The sequence below is a fragment of the Aquimarina sp. AD1 genome (assembly GCF_003443695.1).
Lineage (GTDB): Bacteria > Bacteroidota > Bacteroidia > Flavobacteriales > Flavobacteriaceae > Aquimarina > Aquimarina latercula.
Genome location: NZ_CP031966.1, coordinates 1,356,197 through 1,377,199, shown reverse-complemented (window position 1 = coordinate 1,377,199; position 21,003 = coordinate 1,356,197). Strand labels below are relative to the sequence as shown.

19 protein-coding genes are annotated in these 21,003 nt (G+C 31.5%); 6 read left to right on the top strand and 13 right to left on the bottom strand.

Annotation, left to right across the window (positions count from 1 at the left end):
* Positions 1–67 precede the first annotated feature (67 nt).
* Positions 68–805 carry a YARHG domain-containing protein gene (locus D1815_RS06245; RefSeq protein WP_118386341.1) on the top strand — a complete coding sequence of 246 codons (738 nt, stop codon included), beginning with the start codon at positions 68–70 and terminating at the stop codon, positions 803–805.
* 64 nt (positions 806–869) lie between these two features.
* Here D1815_RS06245 and D1815_RS06240 read toward each other — a convergent pair whose 3' ends face one another.
* Together D1815_RS06240 and D1815_RS06235 are read right to left on the bottom strand one after the other, a co-directional pair.
* Positions 870–1,586 carry a LytTR family DNA-binding domain-containing protein gene (locus tag D1815_RS06240; protein WP_118386340.1) on the bottom strand — a complete coding sequence of 239 codons (717 nt, stop codon included), beginning with the start codon at positions 1,584–1,586 and terminating at the stop codon, positions 870–872.
* A gap of 18 nt (positions 1,587–1,604) precedes the next feature.
* The gene (locus tag D1815_RS06235) at positions 1,605–2,645 is read right to left on the bottom strand and encodes a sensor histidine kinase (protein ID WP_118386339.1); all 1,041 of its coding nucleotides are present in this window, start codon (positions 2,643–2,645) and stop codon (positions 1,605–1,607) included.
* A gap of 207 nt (positions 2,646–2,852) precedes the next feature.
* Between D1815_RS06235 and D1815_RS06230 the strand changes: the two genes are divergently transcribed.
* Complete coding sequence (locus tag D1815_RS06230; RefSeq protein ID WP_199726789.1) at positions 2,853–3,722, top strand: DUF5694 domain-containing protein; 870 nt, start codon at positions 2,853–2,855, stop codon at positions 3,720–3,722.
* 109 nt (positions 3,723–3,831) lie between these two features.
* On the opposite strand, the gene D1815_RS06225 is transcribed toward D1815_RS06230, so the two are convergent.
* Positions 3,832–4,581 (bottom strand): acyl-CoA desaturase, encoded by a 750-nt coding sequence (locus D1815_RS06225; protein ID WP_118386338.1) that lies wholly within the window; start codon positions 4,579–4,581, stop codon positions 3,832–3,834.
* 250 nt (positions 4,582–4,831) lie between these two features.
* Positions 4,832–5,347, bottom strand: coding sequence for a hypothetical protein (locus D1815_RS06220; RefSeq protein WP_027391286.1), 516 nt, complete (start codon positions 5,345–5,347; stop codon positions 4,832–4,834).
* A 299-nt stretch (positions 5,348–5,646) separates the two neighbouring features.
* On the opposite strand from D1815_RS06220, the gene D1815_RS06215 reads away from it, so the two are divergent.
* The gene (locus D1815_RS06215; protein ID WP_118386337.1) at positions 5,647–7,233 is read left to right on the top strand and encodes an NAD(P)/FAD-dependent oxidoreductase; all 1,587 of its coding nucleotides are present in this window, start codon (positions 5,647–5,649) and stop codon (positions 7,231–7,233) included.
* Positions 7,234–7,489: 256 nt separating this feature from the next.
* Here the strand turns inward: D1815_RS06215 and D1815_RS06210 are convergent, their stop codons facing one another.
* On the bottom strand, positions 7,490–8,446 hold the full coding sequence (locus D1815_RS06210) for a DUF547 domain-containing protein (protein ID WP_233557538.1): 957 nt from the start codon (positions 8,444–8,446) through the stop codon (positions 7,490–7,492).
* An 82-nt stretch (positions 8,447–8,528) separates the two neighbouring features.
* Positions 8,529–9,125 (bottom strand): hypothetical protein, encoded by a 597-nt coding sequence (locus D1815_RS06205; RefSeq protein ID WP_118386336.1) that lies wholly within the window; start codon positions 9,123–9,125, stop codon positions 8,529–8,531.
* A gap of 108 nt (positions 9,126–9,233) precedes the next feature.
* Between D1815_RS06205 and D1815_RS06200 the strand changes: the two genes are divergently transcribed.
* Entirely contained in the window at positions 9,234–10,118 is an 885-nt protein-coding gene (locus D1815_RS06200) for a M28 family metallopeptidase (RefSeq protein WP_027391292.1), read from the top strand.
* A 38-nt stretch (positions 10,119–10,156) separates the two neighbouring features.
* Here D1815_RS06200 and thrC read toward each other — a convergent pair whose 3' ends face one another.
* From thrC to thrA, 4 genes are read right to left on the bottom strand one after another with little or no spacing between them, the layout of a single operon-like run.
* The gene (gene thrC, locus D1815_RS06195; protein ID WP_118386335.1) at positions 10,157–11,446 is read right to left on the bottom strand and encodes a threonine synthase; all 1,290 of its coding nucleotides are present in this window, start codon (positions 11,444–11,446) and stop codon (positions 10,157–10,159) included.
* A 19-nt stretch (positions 11,447–11,465) separates the two neighbouring features.
* Positions 11,466–11,831: a RidA family protein gene (locus D1815_RS06190; RefSeq protein WP_027391294.1), complete on the bottom strand. Its 366-nt coding sequence runs from the start codon at positions 11,829–11,831 to the stop codon at positions 11,466–11,468.
* A 1-nt stretch (position 11,832) separates the two neighbouring features.
* Positions 11,833–12,756, bottom strand: coding sequence for a homoserine kinase (locus D1815_RS06185; protein WP_118386334.1), 924 nt, complete (start codon positions 12,754–12,756; stop codon positions 11,833–11,835).
* Between the two features lie 14 nt (positions 12,757–12,770).
* Positions 12,771–15,215 (bottom strand): bifunctional aspartate kinase/homoserine dehydrogenase I, encoded by a 2,445-nt coding sequence (gene thrA, locus D1815_RS06180; protein ID WP_118386333.1) that lies wholly within the window; start codon positions 15,213–15,215, stop codon positions 12,771–12,773.
* 404 nt (positions 15,216–15,619) lie between these two features.
* On the opposite strand from thrA, the gene D1815_RS06175 reads away from it, so the two are divergent.
* Both D1815_RS06175 and D1815_RS06170 read left to right on the top strand, forming a co-directional pair.
* Positions 15,620–17,155, top strand: coding sequence for a bifunctional ADP-dependent NAD(P)H-hydrate dehydratase/NAD(P)H-hydrate epimerase (locus tag D1815_RS06175; RefSeq protein ID WP_027391297.1), 1,536 nt, complete (start codon positions 15,620–15,622; stop codon positions 17,153–17,155).
* A gap of 116 nt (positions 17,156–17,271) precedes the next feature.
* Complete coding sequence (locus tag D1815_RS06170; RefSeq protein ID WP_118386332.1) at positions 17,272–18,141, top strand: anti-sigma factor; 870 nt, start codon at positions 17,272–17,274, stop codon at positions 18,139–18,141.
* Between the two features lie 60 nt (positions 18,142–18,201).
* Here the strand turns inward: D1815_RS06170 and D1815_RS06165 are convergent, their stop codons facing one another.
* From D1815_RS06165 to xerD, 3 genes are read right to left on the bottom strand one after another with little or no spacing between them, the layout of a single operon-like run.
* Positions 18,202–19,149 carry a leucine-rich repeat domain-containing protein gene (locus D1815_RS06165; protein WP_027391299.1) on the bottom strand — a complete coding sequence of 316 codons (948 nt, stop codon included), beginning with the start codon at positions 19,147–19,149 and terminating at the stop codon, positions 18,202–18,204.
* Positions 19,142–20,098 carry a hypothetical protein gene (locus D1815_RS06160; RefSeq protein ID WP_118386330.1) on the bottom strand — a complete coding sequence of 319 codons (957 nt, stop codon included), beginning with the start codon at positions 20,096–20,098 and terminating at the stop codon, positions 19,142–19,144. Before D1815_RS06160 ends, D1815_RS06165 begins: the two co-directional genes overlap by 8 nt.
* A 1-nt stretch (position 20,099) precedes the next feature.
* On the bottom strand, positions 20,100–20,996 hold the full coding sequence (gene xerD, locus D1815_RS06155; protein WP_118386329.1) for a site-specific tyrosine recombinase XerD: 897 nt from the start codon (positions 20,994–20,996) through the stop codon (positions 20,100–20,102).
* Between the last annotated feature and the right edge of the window lie 7 nt (positions 20,997–21,003).

The window sequence follows — 21,003 nt, the reverse complement described above, 5'->3', positions numbered from 1 at the left end:
TCAGATATAGAGTGATTTGACTACAAATAGTATATTTGTAATACCAACTAAAACCAATCACTTTTTTATGAAAAATTACATACTCTTAGTTCTAGTTTTATGCTCTATGACTATAAAAGCACAACTAGAAGACTGCTCTGATTGTGCTACAATTGCGTATGCATCAAAAGACATATCCAAAAATAGTTTGTATCAATTACAACTATTACGAAATGAGATTTTTGCTAGACATCAATATATTTTTAAAGATGAACGTTTGTTAGAACATTTTCAGGAATATTTGTGGTACCAACCAGATTATAATAATCCTGCCGAAATTACTTTAAATGATATAGAAAATACCAACATAGCTCTTTTTAAGGCAGCAGAAAACCGAATTAAGAAAAAACGACAAAGACTGTTTGCAGAATTAAGTGAGTTAAAAAGAGTACTAAGACAAAAAGATACTATTACTATTAATATGTTTTTAGATGATGGTTTATCGGATGGAGCGAACAAAGAAGGAGCTATAGATGAGTTGAATGCTATTTTTTCTAAAATAAACTTAAAAGATGTTAACTGGTATAGAGATGCTGCTATATACAGTGTATCGACAGATAATGGATTTTTAATATGTAAAACAGAATTACTTATAGATGGTAACAAAGTTACGCTTAGTAGAGGTGATCTGGAACATTCAGAAATAATGAAAGAGCCATTTAAATATGGAAGCGATTATTACTCGGAAAGTGAATATAGTTCCCTCTGGGTATTTACATTTGATGGTCAAAAATTAAGATTGGTAGAACATCTTGTTGCTGGATAAACACACAAGAAATAGAACGCTACAGTCTTTATACAGAAGGATAAAATTAATACGATTTTATCCGTTAGAGTTGATGATTGTCAATAGTCTCAAAAAATGATTTTCTGTACGTATTTCCAATAGGGAGTTCTATATTCTGGATCCAAATCGTATCATTATTTATTTTATCAATATGCTTGATAGAAATGATGTATGATTTATGGATTTGTATAAAATTAGATGATGGTAGTGTTTCCTTAAAATGTTTTAATGTGTTATAAGTAATGATTTGTTGGTCTTGTAGATGGATAGCAATGTAGTTTTTTAAACTTTCTATATATATAATATCTTGTAAAAATACCTTGGCATACTTATTCTTTCCGTCGGTTTTAAAAAAGAAAAATTCATCATTATTAGTTTGATTAACTATAGTATCCGAATTATTTGTAGCTTTTATCTTGGAGACCGCGGTATAAAAGCGTTCAAACTCAATAGGCTTAAGTAAATAATCTAAAGCGGCAACTTCATAACTATCCAAAGCGAATTGGGGATAAGCAGTAGAGAAAATAATTTTGGTTCTTTTATTGATAATTTTTGATAATTGAATTCCAGTAATTTCTGGCATTTGTATATCCAGAAAAACTAGATCTACAGATTCTCCTTCTAAATATTTTAATCCCTCTAATGGATTTGTAAACGTATCTTTTACCTCTAAAAAAGATACCTTACCACAATATTTCTTTAACAACCTAATCGCTGCTGGTTCATCGTCAATAATTACACAAGTAAATTGGTCTTTCATTAATAAGTTGTTATACGTTTAGAGTTCAAGTTGCAGGTATGCCTCAAACTGGTTTTCAGTTTTTTGATGTTCTAAAATAAAACTATCCTTATAGATAACCTCTAATCTTTGTTTAATATTTTTAGTACCTATGCCTTGTTCCGTATATGTATCAGAAATATTAATGTAGTTTTTCGTTTTTAACTCTAACGTATGATCGCTGATCACTAATGTAATATTAGCCGGGCGGTTTTTGTCATTGATGATTCCATGCTTACATACATTTTCTATGAAATGTATTAGAATAAGAGATGGAATTTTTTGATTATGTACAAAACCATCTATATGCAATTGCACATGGAAATTATCCTCATACCTGCGTTTAAAGAAATATAAATAATCTTCAATAAAGGTTATTTCTTTATTTATAGAAGTGAAATCTTCGTTTGTTTCATAGGTAACATATCTCAATAATTTAGATAGTTTTAAAATATCACTGGCCGTTTTAGGTTTGTCTTCATATAGTTCTTCATAAAAGTTATTTAAGGTATTAAATAAGAAATGAGGACTTATCTGTGATTTAAGTACAGAGAGTTTTGCTTTTTCTTGCTCGATTTGTAATTGATGTATTTCTTCTTTGTTTTCATTGTATCTAAAAAATAAACACACAACAGCACTAACCAAACAGACTCTTAAAGTATAATAAAAAGAATCCCAAGCGTAGTTGCTAATGAGTTCTGATAGTGGAACATCAAAAAAATAATTATGCCTACCTGTGATATTATATAAGATGATTTCTTCTAAAAAGAAACGCAACCCTGCAAATAATAAAATCATTGCTATGAATACTAAGAAGTATTGAAGGTGTTTTTTCTTAAATAGAAATTTAGGAACACTATATATATAATTTATAATATACACTGTTAATAGTGATATAGTAAATGTGGTTTTAAATAAAAATAAAGTAAAGCTCGAAGAAAAAACATCTTTATCAAAAATGATATAATCTCCAAGTACATCTAGGATAATTATTGCCAATACAATTAATAGGTTGTATAGAAACTCTTTTTTAGTATTCATACTCCAAAAGTAGTTTTAAATACGATTCCTTTTATTCAATTAGTATGAACAATTCTTTTTATAGGATGAACTATAGTTTTTGTTATACAAAAACCTATGTTTTATAATATGTAAGGTTTATAAAATAATAAAAGGTGTTTGTGTAAAATTCCTATTGCACCAGCGTTAAGGCCGTAACATTGTATTGAATTTAATAAATCATATATAATGAAATACAGTCTATTATTACTTATCAGCATTAGCATCACTTTATTTACTACTAAAATAGAAGCTCAGGAAATCTCCAAGGAGAATGAAGGAATTCTTAAACCATATGAAAGTTATTATCCAAAACAGAAAACGAAAGTGCTAGTTGTAGGTACATTCCATTTTTCATACCCAGGTCTGGATTATACCAAAACCAATGATGATGATAAAATCGATGTGCTAAAAGAACCTAAAAAGTCAGAGGTAGAAGAGTTAGTGGCTTATATCAAAAGGTTTAAACCTACAAAAGTTGCCATAGAGGCAAAACCAGATTGGGGGATGGATAAAAAATACGAAGAGTATAAAGCAGGGAAACATAGGGATGTAAGAAACGAGAGTTACCAACTAGGAATGCGAATTGCAAATGATTTTAAGTTAGCCAAGATTTATTCTGTGGATGCTACTACGTTTAGCTCAGAATTAGAAAAGAAATACCCTAAAATGATGAAAGAATTGACGGAAGGGTATGATTTTCAATCTGATGATCCTTTTACGAAAATGACGCAGAAATCCTTCAATGAGTCCACTAAGTTTCCTTCTAAAGTAAAAATCCTTGATTTTTTCAAATATATGAATACAGTAGAAGGACATAGACATAATTATGGCTCTTATCTTGTGGGCGATTTTAAACTTGATAACAATCGAGGAGCCGATTTTTTATCCATATGGTGGTATAATAGGAACTTAAGAATATTTAGAAAAATACAACAGATAGAGCAAACAAAAGAAGATAGAATATTACTCATCGTAGGAAACGGACATGCCTCTGTATTAAGGCATTTATTCGAGTATTCACCAGAGTATGATTTTATAGAATTTAGTAATCTATAGTTTTTATATGAAGACACTTAGTACTAATAAAACAAAAATATCGAGCGTTACAAGCTCGATATTTTTGTTTTATTTAAGTGTGTTTTAAAGCTACTAACTTTATTGTCAATTATTGTTTCGTCGTTACTGCACTCTTCTTTAATTTAATAATGCCTAACCTATTTAATAACAGCATTATATAATAAGTAGGATCTATTTCATGCCATCGTACACCACCAAAGTTAGCTCTACCACTATATTTATGATGGTTATTATGATAACCCTCTCCCATCATTAAGAAATCAATTGGGAGTAAGTTTTTAGAGGTATTATCCACTTTAAAATTAGTATACCCAACAATATGACCAAACCAATTAATAATAACTCCGTGTATAGGTGCCATAAAGAATGCTATTGGAAGAAATAACCAGTGCCACCAAGTGGTAGCAAAAAAATAAAAGAACACAGTATATCCCAATCCCCAAGCAATTCTAGAAAAATTAGAACTAGCAAACGTATCAAATGATTTCCATTGAGGAGTGTTTTTGGTGAATTTTGCATCTAAAGAAATTCGCTCATTATTGATATCCTGATATATATTTTTAGTTCGCCACATCATACTAAACATATTACTATCATACTTTGGAGAATGTGGATCTTTTTCGGTATCCACAAATGCGTGATGCATACGATGCATGACACCATAACCATATGCACTTAGATAATTAGATCCCTGACATACCCAAGTTAGAAAAAAACACATTTTTTCTGTAAAATTAGACATGGTAAATGTTTGGTGTGCTGCGTATCTATGTAAAAAGAAACTTTGAAAAAATAAACCTGTATACCATAATACAAGCATAAAAATAAGAATAGCCATTTTTAATTTAGAGTTGAGTTTGTAATCATTTATGATCCACCATTATCTGGTTTAGTGAGATGGGTGCAAAAGTACATATACTTATAAGATGTATTTAGCTATATGTTGGTTTATTTTTAGGGAAAACTAAAATTGATTCTTAAAAGCCGTGGTTTGGTATTTTAATTAGGTAATTATAATCGATTGATCGTTAGTACAAATAATAAACCAGATCCCATAAGAACCTGGTTTAATTGTATAATCAATTGTTTTATCTATATACAGAATACTGTATAACACAAGAATTGTTTTGTCTGTCATTACACTCAAAATAGATGATATCAGCATCTACAAAAGCAGCTCCTCCAGAACCAACAATTTGTGACACTTGAGCTTGTAAATCGTCTTGATAATGATCAAGGTTAATATCGCTGTCACCATCAACGTAATATACCATACTTCTAAAGTACGTATTTACTACATTAGATGGAGGCCAGTTTCTCGTATACGTAGTGCACTCACGTACATATCTTTCGAATTCTGAAGAAGCATTATCAGAACACCCTTCATCTCCACTTAATGTGCAATTAGCTTTTTCGATAGTTGTAGGGATTTTACTTAATTCTTCAGGTGTAGCAATACGTTGTTCTTCTGTACCAACAAGATCAAAGATAGCTGTTCTGTCTACAGATTCCGCTGATTCATTAAGATCTGTATCGTCGCTACAAGAAACGATTGTTAATGTTAGAAATAATACGCCCAATAATGATTTAAAAAGTGATTTCATTGTAATATATTTAAGGTTAAAAGTTGAAATAAAAGTAAACAACAGTACCTAAAAATGAGGGTGTTACTTTTTAAGAAATCGTAAATAATACGATGTATTTTTAGGGGAATTTTTAACTTTTTTTAATATTTATTTAAGATGCAAATAACATATAGCTTAATAACAGTAATAAACAGTGGTTTTTTAATTTATATGCTGATTATTAGCGAATTGTGTTTTTGAGAAATAATCATTTTGAAGTTTATCAAGTATCGTATTAAGATTCTTCTTAGATTTGATATTCAACCAAAAACCAATATATGATTCAGTCCTATAAACAACGTCCTAAATTAGAAGATAAGTATGATGCTATTATTATAGGATCTGGTATGGGAAGTTTAACAGTAGGAGCTATTTTGGCTAAAGAGGGTAAAAAGGTTCTTATTTTAGAACGTCATTATACGGCTGGTGGTTTTACACATATATTTAAACGCAAAGGATATGAGTGGGATGTAGGTATTCATTATATTGGAGGAGTACAGCAAGAGAATAGCCCTATTAGAAAGTTGTTTGATTATGTTTCTGATGGTAAATTAGCATGGGCCGATATGGGAGAAGTATATGATCGTATTATTATTGGCGATAGATCGTATGATTTTGTAAAAGGTGTTGAGAATTTTAGAAATAAAATACTAAGTTATTTCCCAGATGAAGAAAATGCAATTGATACTTATATTGATTTAGTTTTTAAATCAAATAAGGCAATGGGAGCTTTTTACAAAGAAAAAGCACTGCCTGGCTTTTTACGCTTTTTGATTGGAGGTTTCCTAAAAAGACCATACTTGAAATATGCAGATCAAACCACATATCAAGTATTAAGTAAGCTTACTAAAAATGAAGAATTAATTAAAGTACTGTCTGCTCAATATGGTGATTATGGATTGCCTCCAAAACAAAGTAGCTTTGCAATGCATGCTTCTGTTGCTAGACATTATTTTGGAGGAGGTAATTTTCCGGTTGGAGGTTCCTCTAAAATAGTGGAAACAATAGATCCTGTAATAGAATCTTCTTTAGGAACTATTCTGATTAATGCTGAGGTAGATGAAGTGATTATTGAGAATAATAGGGCAAAAGGAGTAAGAATGATAGATGGTAAGGAGTTTTATGCGGATACAATTATTAGCGGTACTGGAGTTTTTAATACTTTCGAAAAATTAATTCCTACCTCTATTAGTACCAAGTTAGGACTATTAGAACAATTACAGAAAGTTACACCTTCGGTATCTCACGCTTGTTTATATATGGGTTTTAAGAGTTCTCCCAAAGAATTAGAATTACCAAAGACTAATTTTTGGATATATCCAAATGATGGAGATCACGATACGTGCGTAGATCGTTACCTAAAAGATGAAACAGCTCCTTTTCCAGTAGTTTATGTTTCATTTCCTTCTGCTAAAGATCCCGATTGGTCTAATAGATATCCAGGGCGTAGCACCATTGATATTATAACTTTGGTACCATATGAAACTGTTTCGCAATGGAAAGATACCAGATGGATGAAGCGAGGAGAGGATTATGAAACTTGGAAAGAACAGATATCTCAGCGTTTAATGAAGGAACTTTTTAAACAACTTCCACATTTAGAAGGACAGGTAGATCATTACGAACTTTCTACACCTTTAAGTACACAACATTTTGTGAATTATAAAAATGGAGAAATCTATGGAATTGATCATACACCTGATCGTTTTCGTCAGAAGTTTTTACAACCCAGAACACCTATCAAAGGATTATATTTAACAGGGCAGGATATTGTTACAGCTGGTGTTGGTGGTGCTTTATTTGCAGGAGTTGTTACGGCATCTGCAGTTACAGGTATAAATTTTAAGAATAAGATTTTTGTGTAGGTAGATATTTTGCTACAGAATTAATTTATTTTGGCATGCAATTAGGTAAAGAAAATAAGATGTTAGATCACTTGATTTCAGTAGCTTTCAATTAACTTACGTTTTATGATTAATATAGATATACTAGTTATGATCGTTCAGGAAATATAGCAGGTAAAAAGTAAAAACTGCTGGAGAGAAGATATAATAGTACTTTCTAGGGATTTAGATGAGCTAATTTTTAAAAAATAGATATACAGTAGAATTCTCAATTTATTTAATCATTAAGATCCCAGTTATAATCTAAGTATTTTATTTCTGCATTAGGAGTTATCTTTGTTGTAGAAAAGTTATTAATAAACGGGATTATACCTTTTTTGAAATCCACTTTGTACCATTCAAATATTTTACTAATTTCAATGGAGTTTTCTGAAATTTTATTTTTTGAAGAATCGGTAATCCAGCTTTTAGAAAGCATATTTAATTGCGAATTTAATTTAGAAGGAAGAAATGCCCCTTTCATCAACTTAGGACAAGAAATAGCAGCACAGTTAAATGCTACATGTAATCTAGGTTCATTAAAATTAGGGCGTACAATAGAGTTTTCTATTTGATTTAGAGAGTATGTTTTATTTCCAGATTTTATGAATTTCTTATCCCAAGGTTTACCATTATTTATATCCTTAATACTTTTTACGGGATAATTACTGGCTATCAGATGAATTGTAGCAGCATTATACAAATTAAACCAATATGCTAATTTTTCATTTTTGGTCCAATCCTTTTTTGGAGGAGTTACTTCTAAATGTGACAAGTAGATTTCAATGGATTTAATATTTGATTTAAAACCATTATAATTTACTTTTCCAGAAGAGGAGACATGTTTTTTGGTTAAACTATTCCAAATGGTATGATGTGGTCTAACCCTTTCAATATTACCTTTCGTAATCTCTTTTTTTTCTTTTTTATCTCCTGCCTTGGCTTCTTTTGCAATTTCTCTACCCTTAGATACCTTTATATCAGTTTCTGATTCTTTTACTTTATTAGTTACAATAACAGAATCTTTTACTTCTATTTTTTCTTCATTAGATATAATTTGGTCAGAGGTGTGATCGACCATAGCAGTATCTATAGCAGTAGTGCTTTCTGGTTTAATATTAGATTTTTCTTCCTTTTTGTTAGAAGTACATCCGATAATAAAGAGGATAACTAATACAAATGATATTTTTCGCATAGTATTTTGGTTTTAGTACTAGTAGATTAGGCCTTATTAAGATAGGCAATTATTTAATAAAATATAAGCAAGGTTTACTTTATTATTTTTTGCAATCTATAGAAACTTGTATTTCATTTAACCTGTTCCATATTGAGTGATCAATTTCTTTAGGAGATATTCTAAAGATTACTAAGTGTTTATCAATAGAATTACATTCAATATAGGTAGCAATAATATTTAGAGCGACCTCTTTTTTAGTTGTAAAAGCGTCATAGGTCATTACTTTACCAGCATAAGATGTATTATCAATTTTTTCGAAGAAAGCCTTAGTTTCTTTAACTTTCTTGGTAGCATCAGCTTCTGATTTAACCATTCCTTGCATTAATCCGATAAAATAATCTTCTAGTTGTGACTCTAAAACTATATTGGATAATGTTGGTTTTTCATCTAGATACCAAAGAAAGGCATAAGAAAAATAATCCTCAGCACCTTCTTTACCCCAACCAGGAGCAAATCGAACATATTCCGTACCTTTATAATTAATTGATGGTGCAAACGATAATGGAAACTCTATAGTTTCTTTTCTCCAATTATCAGGAGCAGATAGATAGTTAATAGATGATTCTTCTTTTTTACAACCACCAATGAATAACAAAGTAATAATGATAAAAAATGGTATGGTTTTTGGATTTATCATAAGGAAATGTTTATTTTAAGACAATATATATACTAATTGTAAAATTATATATTGTTTTTTATAAATTTGTTAGAAGGAAAGGAAAAATAAGAATACAAAAATTTTAAAATGAAATTATATAAGTTTAGAACATTACTATTATTGATTTTTTGCATTCAGATTTCAGTAGCTCAATCATTGACTGATCAAGAAGAAGCAGAGATTATTAATATCCAAAAGGATATTGTTGGTAAACTAACTGGACATATTCCTATAAAAGGAAAAAAGAAATTGTCTAGTAGAGCAAGTAATTCGGAAAGAAGAATCACAGCTGATTATTTATTTAATTACCTGAAAGATTTAGGGATTAAAGCAAAACGTAATAATTATAACGTTCAAGATAAAAAAGGGAATCAGTACAATGGATCTAACATATATGCCGAGATTCCTGCTACCAATGGTAGCGATGAATATATTGTCTTAGGAGCTCATTATGATACAGCAGAAGGAAGTCCTGGAGCAGTTCATAACGCTACTGGAGTTGCCTTAACTTTATATGTGTCGGAAAAGCTAACCAAGTTAGCTAATCGTAATATTAATTTTATGATTGTATTTTTTGATCAACAAGAAACGAATATGATTGGATGTAGAATGTTTGTAAAAAAACTACAGGATGATAAATACAATGTAAATTCTATGCATCGTGTAGATTATGTAGGATGGGATAATGACGAAGATAGAGCTATAGAGTTATTAGCATCCAATATAAGTTTAGAATCAGCATATCGATTAGAATCTGGTGTACCAGTTTTTAAAAGGAGAGTGTCAACTCCAGAGACTAGAGTATTTTCTACTTTAGGGTATGATACGATAACAATAACTGCAGAGTTAATGAATGGAGATAATTCCCCGTATGTGCACCAGTCCGAAGATAAGTATACAACAGTTAATTTTAGGTACCTAGCATCTACTTCTTATATAGTCTCTAAAGTAATGAAATCACTTTCTAAATAAATTTTAGGATAAATAAAATATTCTAAAAGAGTTTCTTCTTAACTAAGAAGAAACTCTTTTAGTTTGTTATAATCATTGGTTTTGATACTTACTTTTTTCTTATCCATTACTTTTTGAATCTGCGGAGGGATTGATATTTTAGTATCTAAAGTTTCTTCGACAATATCCAAAAACTTAACTGGATGAGCAGTTTCTAAAAATACTCCATATTCATTTTCCTTTAAATTATATTCTTTTAACCCAAGATAACCGACTGCTCCGTGAGGATCTGCTATATACTTTGTCTCTTGATAAACTTCTTTCATAGCTTGTTTTGTGCTTTGGTCATTAAAACTATAAGCAGAAAAACTACTTTTTAAAGATTCGAAATTATTGTTGAATAACTGTTGAATTCTAATGAAATTACTTGGATTACCTACATCCATGGCATTAGATATAGTTGCTTTAGAAGGTTTTGGATCATAATTTTCCGTATTCATATATCTAACAACCGTATCATTTACATTGGTAGCAGCAACGAAGTGTTTGACAGGAAGGCCTAGTTTATGTGCTACAATTCCGGCGCAAATATTTCCAAAATTACCACTTGGAACAGAAAATACAATATCTTTTCCTTTACTTTTCAATTGTTTATAAGCAAAAACGAAATAAAATAATTGTGGCAACCATCTGGCGATGTTGATAGAATTAGCAGAGGTCAATTGCCTATGATCTGTAATACTTTTGTCCAGAAATGCTTTTTTTACCATATCCTGACAATCATCAAATACTCCATCTACTTCTAACGCTGTTATATTTTGTCCAAGAGTTGTTAATTGTCTCTCTTGTATATCACTAACTTTACCAGAAGGATATAAAATCACCACATCGACACCTTTAACCCCAAGAAAACCTTGTGCTACCGCACCTCCAGTATCACCAGATGTAGCGACTAATACAGTAACTTTATTATCATTAGTTCTATTAAAATATTCTAAACAACGTGCCATAAATCTTGCACCTACATCTTTAAAAGCCATTGTAGGTCCGTGAAAAAGCTCTAACGTACCGATATTTTCTTTGATATCAATTACAGGAAAATCAAAACTTAACACATCCCTAAGAATATCCTTTAATTCTGAATCAGGAATCTCATCACCAACGAATTGTTTAATAGTTTGAAAACCAATTTCTATGGTGTCTAAATGTTCAATATTATCAAAAAAAGATGAAGGTAAAGGAGTTATACTTTCAGGAAAATATAAACCTTTGTCTGGCGCTAATCCTTTTATAACAGCTTCAGAAAAAGGTACTTTAGGAGCGTTATTATGTAAACTATAATATTGCATTTTTAATCTAGTTTTAGTATTATGAAACTATAGCAGAAAATTCAATCTCTACTAAAATATTGGGATCAATTAGTTTAGAAACTTCTACCATTGATGTTACAGGTTTTATTTTGCCAAAGTATTCACCATGAGCTTTACCAATTTCTTCCCATTTGCTAATGTCTGTACAGTATATTCTAGTTCTAACTATTTGATCTAAATCAGCATTGAATTCTTTTAGTACATTCTTTACGGACTCAATAATAGCTTTGGTTTGCTCATATTCGTTTTTTCCTGGAGCAGTTGTTCCTGATACTTCAATGATATTACCAATTTTAATGGCTCTAGAATATCCTACAATGTCTTCCCAAGGAGAACCTGTTGCTATTTTTTTAATTTCTTGCATATCAATTTATTATTTTAACTCCTTGACTATTGATTTTAGAAATATGAATATCAAAGTCAAGTCCTGTTTTTGTATACACTTTATGTATTGCGTTTCCCACGTTTTCCGCAGTAATCATACTTTTGCTTAAAGCAAATATGGAAGGTCCAGAACCCGAAATCCCACATCCTAAAGCACCTTCTGCAATGGCGGCTTTTTTAACGTTTTCAAATTCCGGAATTAGAATCGATCGCATAGGTTCTATGATCACATCTTCTAAACTACGACCTATTAAATCATAATCCTCAGTAAAAAGCCCAGATATAAAACCTCCAACGTTACCCCATTGATGTATTGCTTGCTTTAATGTTACATTTTGTTTTATAACGGATCGCGCATCCGAAGTTTTTACTTCAATTTGAGGATGAATAACAGTCATTACCAAATCATCAGGAGTGTGTAATTTTATCACATCTAAAGGGGCATAACTTCGCACTAAAGTAAATCCGCCTAATAGGGCAGGAGCGACATTATCTGCATGTGCATTTCCACTAGCTAGTTTTTCTCCTTCCATCGCAAATTCGACTAATTTATGAGGAGAAAAGGGATGATCCAATAAATGATTTACGGCCCAAACGGCTCCTGCGCTACTAGCAGCACTGCTGCCAATACCACTTCCTGCTTTGATTTTTTTGTAAATTTCAATATCTACTCCTATTTCATTTTTATAATTAGCTAATAAAGCTTCTACAGCAACACCAGCTACATTTTTTTTAGTGTCTAAAGGGAGAGCAGCTCCTTCAATTTTAGTAATTCTTACACCTGGTTTCGAACTAAGTGATATGACCATTTCATCTCCTACAGTATCCAAACAGCAGCCTAAGACATCAAATCCACAAGATAGATTAGCAACGGTAGCTGGAGCAAATATCTTTATACTTTTCATGTTAATATTGAGATTTACTTTTTACCAATTCTTATAATGTCAGCAAATATACCAGAAGCCGTTACTTCTGCACCAGCACCAGCTCCTTTTACAATAAGAGGTTGTTTTGGATAGCGATCTGTATAAAAAAGAACAATATTATCACTTCCTTCTAAATTGTAGAATGGATGATCCGAAGGTATATGTTGTAAACCTACCTTTGCTTTACCATTCTCATATTGAGCGACATATTTTAATCTACATTCTTTTTTGTTAGCTTCCTCAAGAATTTGAGAAAAATGAGCTTCGTTCTTTTTTAATGATTCGAAAAAATCATCAACAGTTGAAGTGTCGAGACTCTGTTGTGGTAAAAAAGCATCCTTTTCGATATCATCTAGCTCCATTATTTGACCACTTTCTCTGGCTAGAATTAAAATTTTTCGAGCAACATCTACACCACTTAAATCAATTTTTGGATCTGGCTCAGTGTATCCTTCTTCTTGTGCTTGTTTTACAACATCATAAAAATTAGTGTCTTCATTATAATTGTTAAATACAAAATTTAAACTACCCGATAATACTGCTTGTATCTTATGTACATTATCACCCGATGCAATTAGATTGTTTAATGTATCTATGATAGGCAAACCAGCCCCTACATTAGTTTCATAAAGAAAAGAAGCACTAAATTTTCGCGAAAGCTCTTTTAATTCAGAATAGTTAACATATTCATCAGCACAAGCAATTTTATTACAGGTTACAACTGCCATACTTTCTGATAAATAGTGCTTGTATACTTTGGCAATATCTGGATTTGCAGTATTATCTACAAAAATCGAATTACGGATATTCATTGCTTTAGCAGTTTCAAAGAATTTTTCTGAATTCGCTTTTTCTCCACTAGCTAATTTTTCTTCCCAAGAATTTAGTTTAATTCCTTGTTCATCAAAAACCATAGTTCTTGAATTAGAAATTCCAACCACTCGTATCTTTAAACGTAATTTATCTTTTAAGTAACTTTTTTGTTGTTCTAATTGTGATAATAATTTACTACCGACATTACCTACACCTGTAATAAATAAGTTTAGTTGTTTTGTTTTTACTTCGAAAAAACGTTCGTGTAATATATTTAGGGCTTTTTTGATATCTTTTTTCCCAATTACAACAGAAATATTTTTTTCTGAAGCTCCTTGAGCTATTGCTCTAATATTTACATTGTTTTTACCTAAAGTGCTAAACATCTTACCACTTAAACCTTGATGGTGATACATATTATCACCAACTAAAGCAACAATAGCAGCATCGTTTTCAATTTTAACAGGATCTACTTTATGCTTTGTAATTTCAAACTCGAAAGCAGAATCTAAAACTGTTTTAGCTTTTTCTGCATCAATAGCTTCTACAGCTAAGCAGATGGAATGTTCAGAAGAAGCTTGAGTAATTAAGATTACATTGATGTTTTCTAGAAATAGAGCTTCAAACAAACGTTTTGAAAATCCTGGAATACCTACCATTCCACTTCCTTCTAGTGATATTATAGAGATGTTATCGATATGACTAATACCGGTAACTGGTTTTGGTCTATTAGTAACTTCTCTAGTTATCAAGGTACCTTTATCTTCAGGTTTAAAAGTATTTTTGATAACAATTGGAATATTTTTATCTAAAACCGGATGAATGGTTGGAGGATAAATAACTTTAGCTCCAAAATGGGACAATTCCATGGCTTCCTGATAAGAAATATGTGATACAGGTTTTGCTTGTTTTACTAATTTAGGATTGGCAGTATACATTCCACTTACATCTGTCCAAATTTGTAATTTTTCTGCGTGTATACCTGATGCTAAAATTGCTGCTGTAAAATCTGATCCGCCTCTTCCTAAAGTTGTAGGTTCTCCAACCGATGTCCTTGCTACAAAACCTGGAAATAGACTGATCTGATGTTTGTTATCCTCGGCATATCGTTTTATTCTAAAATTGGTTTCCTCATAATCAATAGTAACTTTCGAAGCTTCAGTTGTTATTATATAATCTCTAGAATCTTTTAAAACGATGTCTAATCCTTTTACTTTAGCAGCTTCAGAAATTATAAAAGAGGATAGCATTTCTCCAAAACTAGCAATTACAGATTCAGTTTTAGGAGATAACTCACTTAAAAGATATACTCCTTCACACAAAGATTCTAGTTTATTTAACTCTGATTTGACTTTACTGATGATAGAGCTTTGCGAAACCACCGGGATTAATTCCTTGATAGCTTCGAGATGCCTACTTTCTATAGTTGTTAGTGTATTTTTATATTTTTCGTTGTTAGAAGAAGCTTCTTTGCCAGCCTTTATTAGTAGATCTGTAATTCCACCAAGGGCAGAAACAACCACATAAAGAGGTTTGTTTACAGATTGTTTTTCGATGATTTCTATAACTTTTTCTATAGTAGTTGCATTTGCAACCGAGGAACCTCCAAATTTTAGAACGTTCATAATATATTTTTTATAATGATGTATTTAATAAAGCTTTTCGTTAGATTATTTACTTAAAATAAACTAACTACTTAATTTCTATGATATATAAATGATTAACCCCTAAGGGTAATAATAATAGTAGAAGTACGTGTAAATGAAGTGTAGGCGAAAGCCGCTGTTGTTCCTAACGCGAAAAGTAAAACCGAGATTGAAACCGTACTAAACATTAGTTTAATTTATATTTAAGTTCAAATGTATAATTTTTTACTTTTGAACAAAATAAAAACGTTAGTAATCATAAACTTTTATTGATACTTTAATTTAAGGCTGTATTCATTAAGGCATTCTTAAAAAAAACTAATCAAAAAGGATTATCAATGTTTGTAAAATGTATCAAAAAATAATCACTAAAATTTAAACTTGTGAAGATATTTTCCGCTGATCAAATGCGTAAGGCAGACGAAGTAACTATTCAATCTCAAAAGATTACTTCTTTAGAGTTAATGGAAAGAGCTGCTACTCAAATATTTAATGTTTTACATCAACGATTGCAAGGAGCTCCGATTCCGATTCATGTATTTTGCGGTATTGGAAATAATGGAGGAGATGGTTTAGTGATTTCACGTTTGTTAGTGGAACATGGATATCATGTAAAGACATATATTGTAAATTTTAGTGATAAAAGATCTGATGGTTTCCTAGTTAATTATGATCGTTTAAAGGGAATAGGTGTAGAATGGCCTGTGCAACTAAAGTCTAATGAGGATTTTCCAGAAATTAAGCAACAGGATATGGTAATCGATGCAATTTTTGGGATAGGTTTAAATAGGCCGGTAGTACCTTGGGTTATTAATTTAATTAAACATATTAATGCGTCTAGATGTTTTACTTTATCTATAGATGTACCTTCAGGTTTATATGCAGATAAAGCGCCAGATGATCCCGAAGGTGTTATATATGCTTCTACGACCGTTACTTTTCAACTACCTAAGCTAATATTTTTCTTACCAGAAACTGGACAGTATTCCCAAGATATGGAGGTTATTGATATTGGCCTAAGTAGAGAGTTTATATCCCAAACTCCGGGCTTTGCAGAATTAATAGGTAAGAACGAAGTACTTTCTCTATACAGGCCTCGTCATAAATTTGCTCATAAAGGAGATTATGGACATTGTCTACTTATTGGAGGAAGTTATGGTAAAATAGGTAGTACAGTTTTAGCAACAGAAGCTGCTTTACGAATAGGAGCGGGGCTTGCTACTGCATATATTCCAGAATGTGGATATGATATTTTACAATCGTCGGTTCCTGAAGCAATGGTTATTACGGATGAAGAAGATGATTATATATCTAAAATAAAGTTTGACATTAAACCATCCGTTATTGGAGTAGGGGTTGGTTTAGGAACTAATGATAAAACGATTGAGGCATTTGGTGAATTCTTAAAGCAAAATAAAACTAAGTTGGTTATTGATGCGGATGGAATTAATATATTGGCTAATAAGTCAGATTTCTTACAATATATACCCGCAAAAACGGTATTAACGCCACATCCTGGAGAATTAAAACGACTAATAGGAGCATGGAAAGATGATTTTGATAAGATTAATAAGGTAAAGGTGTTTTCTAAAAAGCATGATTGTATTATCGTCATTAAAGGTGCAAATAGCTTGGTTATTTATCAAGACGATATTTATGTAAATACTTCTGGTAATCCAGGAATGGCTACAGCTGGTAGTGGAGATGTGTTAACAGGAATTATTACAGGTTTGATTTCTCAAGGATATGATTCGCTGTACGCTGCAGTATTTGGAGTTTATTTACATGGCAGTGCTGGGGATATAGCAATTCAACAAACTGGTTATCAAGGTTTATTAGCAAGAGATATTATTTCCCACATCGGAAAATCTTATATAGAATTGTTCAAAAAACCGCAACAAGCGCCGCCAGAAGCATAAAATTCTTTAATACACGTTGAAAAATAACGTTTAAAACGTACAATTTTATCAGCTTTTTGTAGTTAATTTGAATATTGATATCCATACTATCAAGAATTAAATTAAAAAAGCAAAAAATGATGAAAAACAAGATGATGGCGATGGCAGCAATCGCCTTAGGATTATTGGGTGTTTCCTGTTCTAGTGATGACGGACCACCTGTAGCTAATGTTGCTATAGAAACAATTGGATTAGAAAACTTAACTGGAGGTTCTACCTACCAAGGATGGTTAATAGTAGATGGTCAAGCGGTACCAACTAGTAGATTTACAAACCCTGCGGGAACTATAAATCTTACAGTATTAGCTTCTGACCTAGCTGATGCTACCGAATTCGTTCTTACTGTAGAACCAGTAGGCGATACAGATAATGTTCCTTCTGATGCTAAAATTTTGACAGGAAGTTTTAATGGATCTAATACTGCGACGCTTAATTTTGCGCCAGTAGTTGCGGATTTATCTAGTACAGCGGGACAGTTTTTTCTAGCTACTCCAACTGATGATGTAGCTGATAATGATGAATTTGGTGTTTGGTTTATGGATGGAACATCTGCAGGATTAACATTACCTACTTTAGCGAGTGGTTGGAAATATGAAGGTTGGGTAGATTTCGGTAATGTAACAGTTTCGACTGGTACATTTTCTGATGCAGAAGGAAGAGATGATGCTAATTTCTTTAGTGGTTCTGGAGGGATGATTCCAGATTTTCCTGGGGAAGATTTTCTTGTACTTCCAAGTCAAATTCCATTGACTGGGGTTACATTTCCTGCTTCAGTAGCAAGTAGAAGAGTTTTTATTACCGTAGAGCCTTTTGGCGATAATGATCCAGCACCTTTCTACATTGAGCCATTAAGCGGAACTGCAGGTATTACTACAGGTCCTTCAAATCCTGTTACAATGACTTCGGATACTTCTATGCCTTCAGGTAGAGCAACGCGACCTAATTAAATCTTATTTTAAGATATAATAACAATACTAAAAGACTCTCGGTTTTTCCGAGAGTCTTTGTTATTTATAATTCTTTTGTTGGAACGACAGTAGGAAGAACCCTTTGAAAGTTTCTTTTGCTTTTACGATCTCTTCTTGAGATAGTGGGTTATTATCCAAAATTAGTCCCGCTAACGGGTATTTTTCAGTTTCATAGGTAATAGGGATTGATACAATCTCATTATTATTAATATGTACCATAAGTAAAGATTTCATACTTGAAAAAACACTAGGGAGCTCTTTAAATTTGTTAAACCCGGCGTGTATTACCCACACACTTTTCATTTCCTTTAATTGATCAGGAAGCGTTTCTAAATCATTATGATCTATATAAAAAAATCGAATTTGATTAAGTTTACTAATAGTATTTGGTAACTCCTTTAGATTGTTATGATCTATCCATAAAGAATACAAATCGGGTAATTTTCCTAAATGAGAATAACTTGCTTCATCGTGTATCTCATTATATGATAAATTTAAATCTCTTAGCGTATTGAGTGCTGTTATATTCTTAGGGATTTTAGTGAGCTGGTTATTTTTTAGGTTTAAAAACTCAATGGGTAATTCAGAAATTTGCTGTAGTATTTGTGAGAGATCAAAGCCTGGATTATTTATTAATGAAATCTGCTTTAGCTTAGGGAATAGTTTGATGGATTCAGGGATTGTTTTAATATCTAAGCTATCTAAGATTAATACTTCTAGATTTTTATGAACCGAAAGCACCCTGAGACTATTGTCGATATCTAACCCCTTATTATTACTTAGATTAATCATTCTAAGATCTTTTAATTTGGTAATTGAGTTAGGTAACTCTTTAAGTTTTTGATTGCTTAGGTCTAAACGGTGAATTTTTGAGAATTTTTCTAAATTGATTTCTACATGAGTTTTACTATAAAATGTGGTGTAAGTATTACAGCTACTGCAAAGCAATAGAAGACACAGGTGAAATAAGAATTGTTTTTTAATCATCTGTAGTCGTTTTATAAAATACATTTCCGCTTACTTCTATATAGATTTTATCTTTGGTTTCTACTAACCAAGGGAATCTAGGATTTAGCCCTAAACCATCGTGCAGTATGTTTTGTATATATGCTCCTGCTTTTTGGCTATTAATTCCTAGTTTAGAATGTATAGAAAAATCATTTTCTTGATGTGTTACATATCCGTATAAGTTTCCATAAAATAACTCTTTAAAAGGAGGTAGTGTAAACCATACGTTTTTACGTCCATCATCAGAGTTTACTTGATTTCTGGGGGATTGACTGTAATCAGGTCTTGGCGTAAATAAATCAATACCAATCCCAAGTTTTTGTATTGTTTGTGGATCAATTATTTTAGTAAAACCAATGTCCAAAGAACCTGTAACACCATAATCGGTGCCCGCTCCCTTAAATAGTCCAATACTAAAATCATTCTGAAAGGCGAAATGGATATTATGATTTGCGTTACTAAATCGCATAAGAAATGCTCCACGTCTTAGCCCATATGATTTCAAAGATTTAGGAAGATAATCTTTACTAAAACCAAAGCCTAAACCATTAAAACCTCCTTTTCCATTAGGGTTAAATATAAGGGTGGTGTTTAGGTTAGAAATAGATGAACCTAGTAAATTACTGTTTTTACCAATACCAGCTAATGCAAAAAATTCATAAGAATATGCGAGTCCAGAACCGTTAACAGTATGTCGTTTTAAGAATTGATAAGAAGCAAAGGATAATCCAGTTTCCATAGAAATATCTCCATAGTTTAAAGTTCCAAAACCATAAGCTCCTAGTTTTAACCATTGATTTTGATTGCCAATAGTAATTTCTGCCTTAAGCATAACACCTCCATCTGCACTGAAGCGTTGGGAATAGATTAAAGAGCAACTTAAAAATAGGATATAGGTAATGTATTTTCTTAAGGTATTCAAAATCATACTATCTTCTTGGATGAAATGTATTAATTACCTCACTAAGATGGCTTCTGTCCATATGCATATATATTTCTGTAGTCGTAATACTTTCATGACCTAACATTAATTGAATAGCTCTAAGATCTGCTCCGTTTTCTAATAAATGGGTGGCAAAAGAATGTCGGAAGGTGTGCGGACTTATATTTTTATGAATTTCGGCTCTTTCTACAAGTCTTTTTACAATAGTAAAAATCATAGCTCGTGTCAGTTGCTTACCTCTTCTGTTTAAAAACAATGTATCTTCATGTCCATTCTGAATATTTAGATGAGTTCTTATTTCATCCTTGTAAATATTGATGTATTTCTGCGTTACATCTCCAATAGGAACAAATCGTTGCTTATCACCTTTACCAGTGATACTAATAAAACCTTCATCAAAGAAAAGATCCGAGAGTTTTATATTGATCAATTCGCTAACTCTTAATCCACAACCATAAAGTGTTTCGATAATGGCTCGATTACGCTCTCCTTCAGCTTTGCTTAAATCTACCTTAGAAATAATTAAATCTATTTCTTCTAATGATAAAGTATCGGGTAGTTTTCTTCCAATTTTAGGAGCTTCTATAAGTTCCATTGGATTTGTATCTCTATAATCTTCAAAAACTAAATAATTAAAAAAACTTTTTAATCCAGATATGATTCGGGCCTGTGATCTAGCATTTACTAGTTTTGCGGTTTCATATATAAATTGTTGTAGTATATCTTTTTCTATGGATAATGGAGTCTTTTGTATATCGTGTGCTTCTAGATATTTGATTAGTCTTTGAATATCAAGACTATAGTTAATGATGGAATTATCAGAAAGTCCTCTTTCTATTTTTAGATAATGTTCATAGTCTTTTATGGCGTGACTCCATTTCATTTTTCTA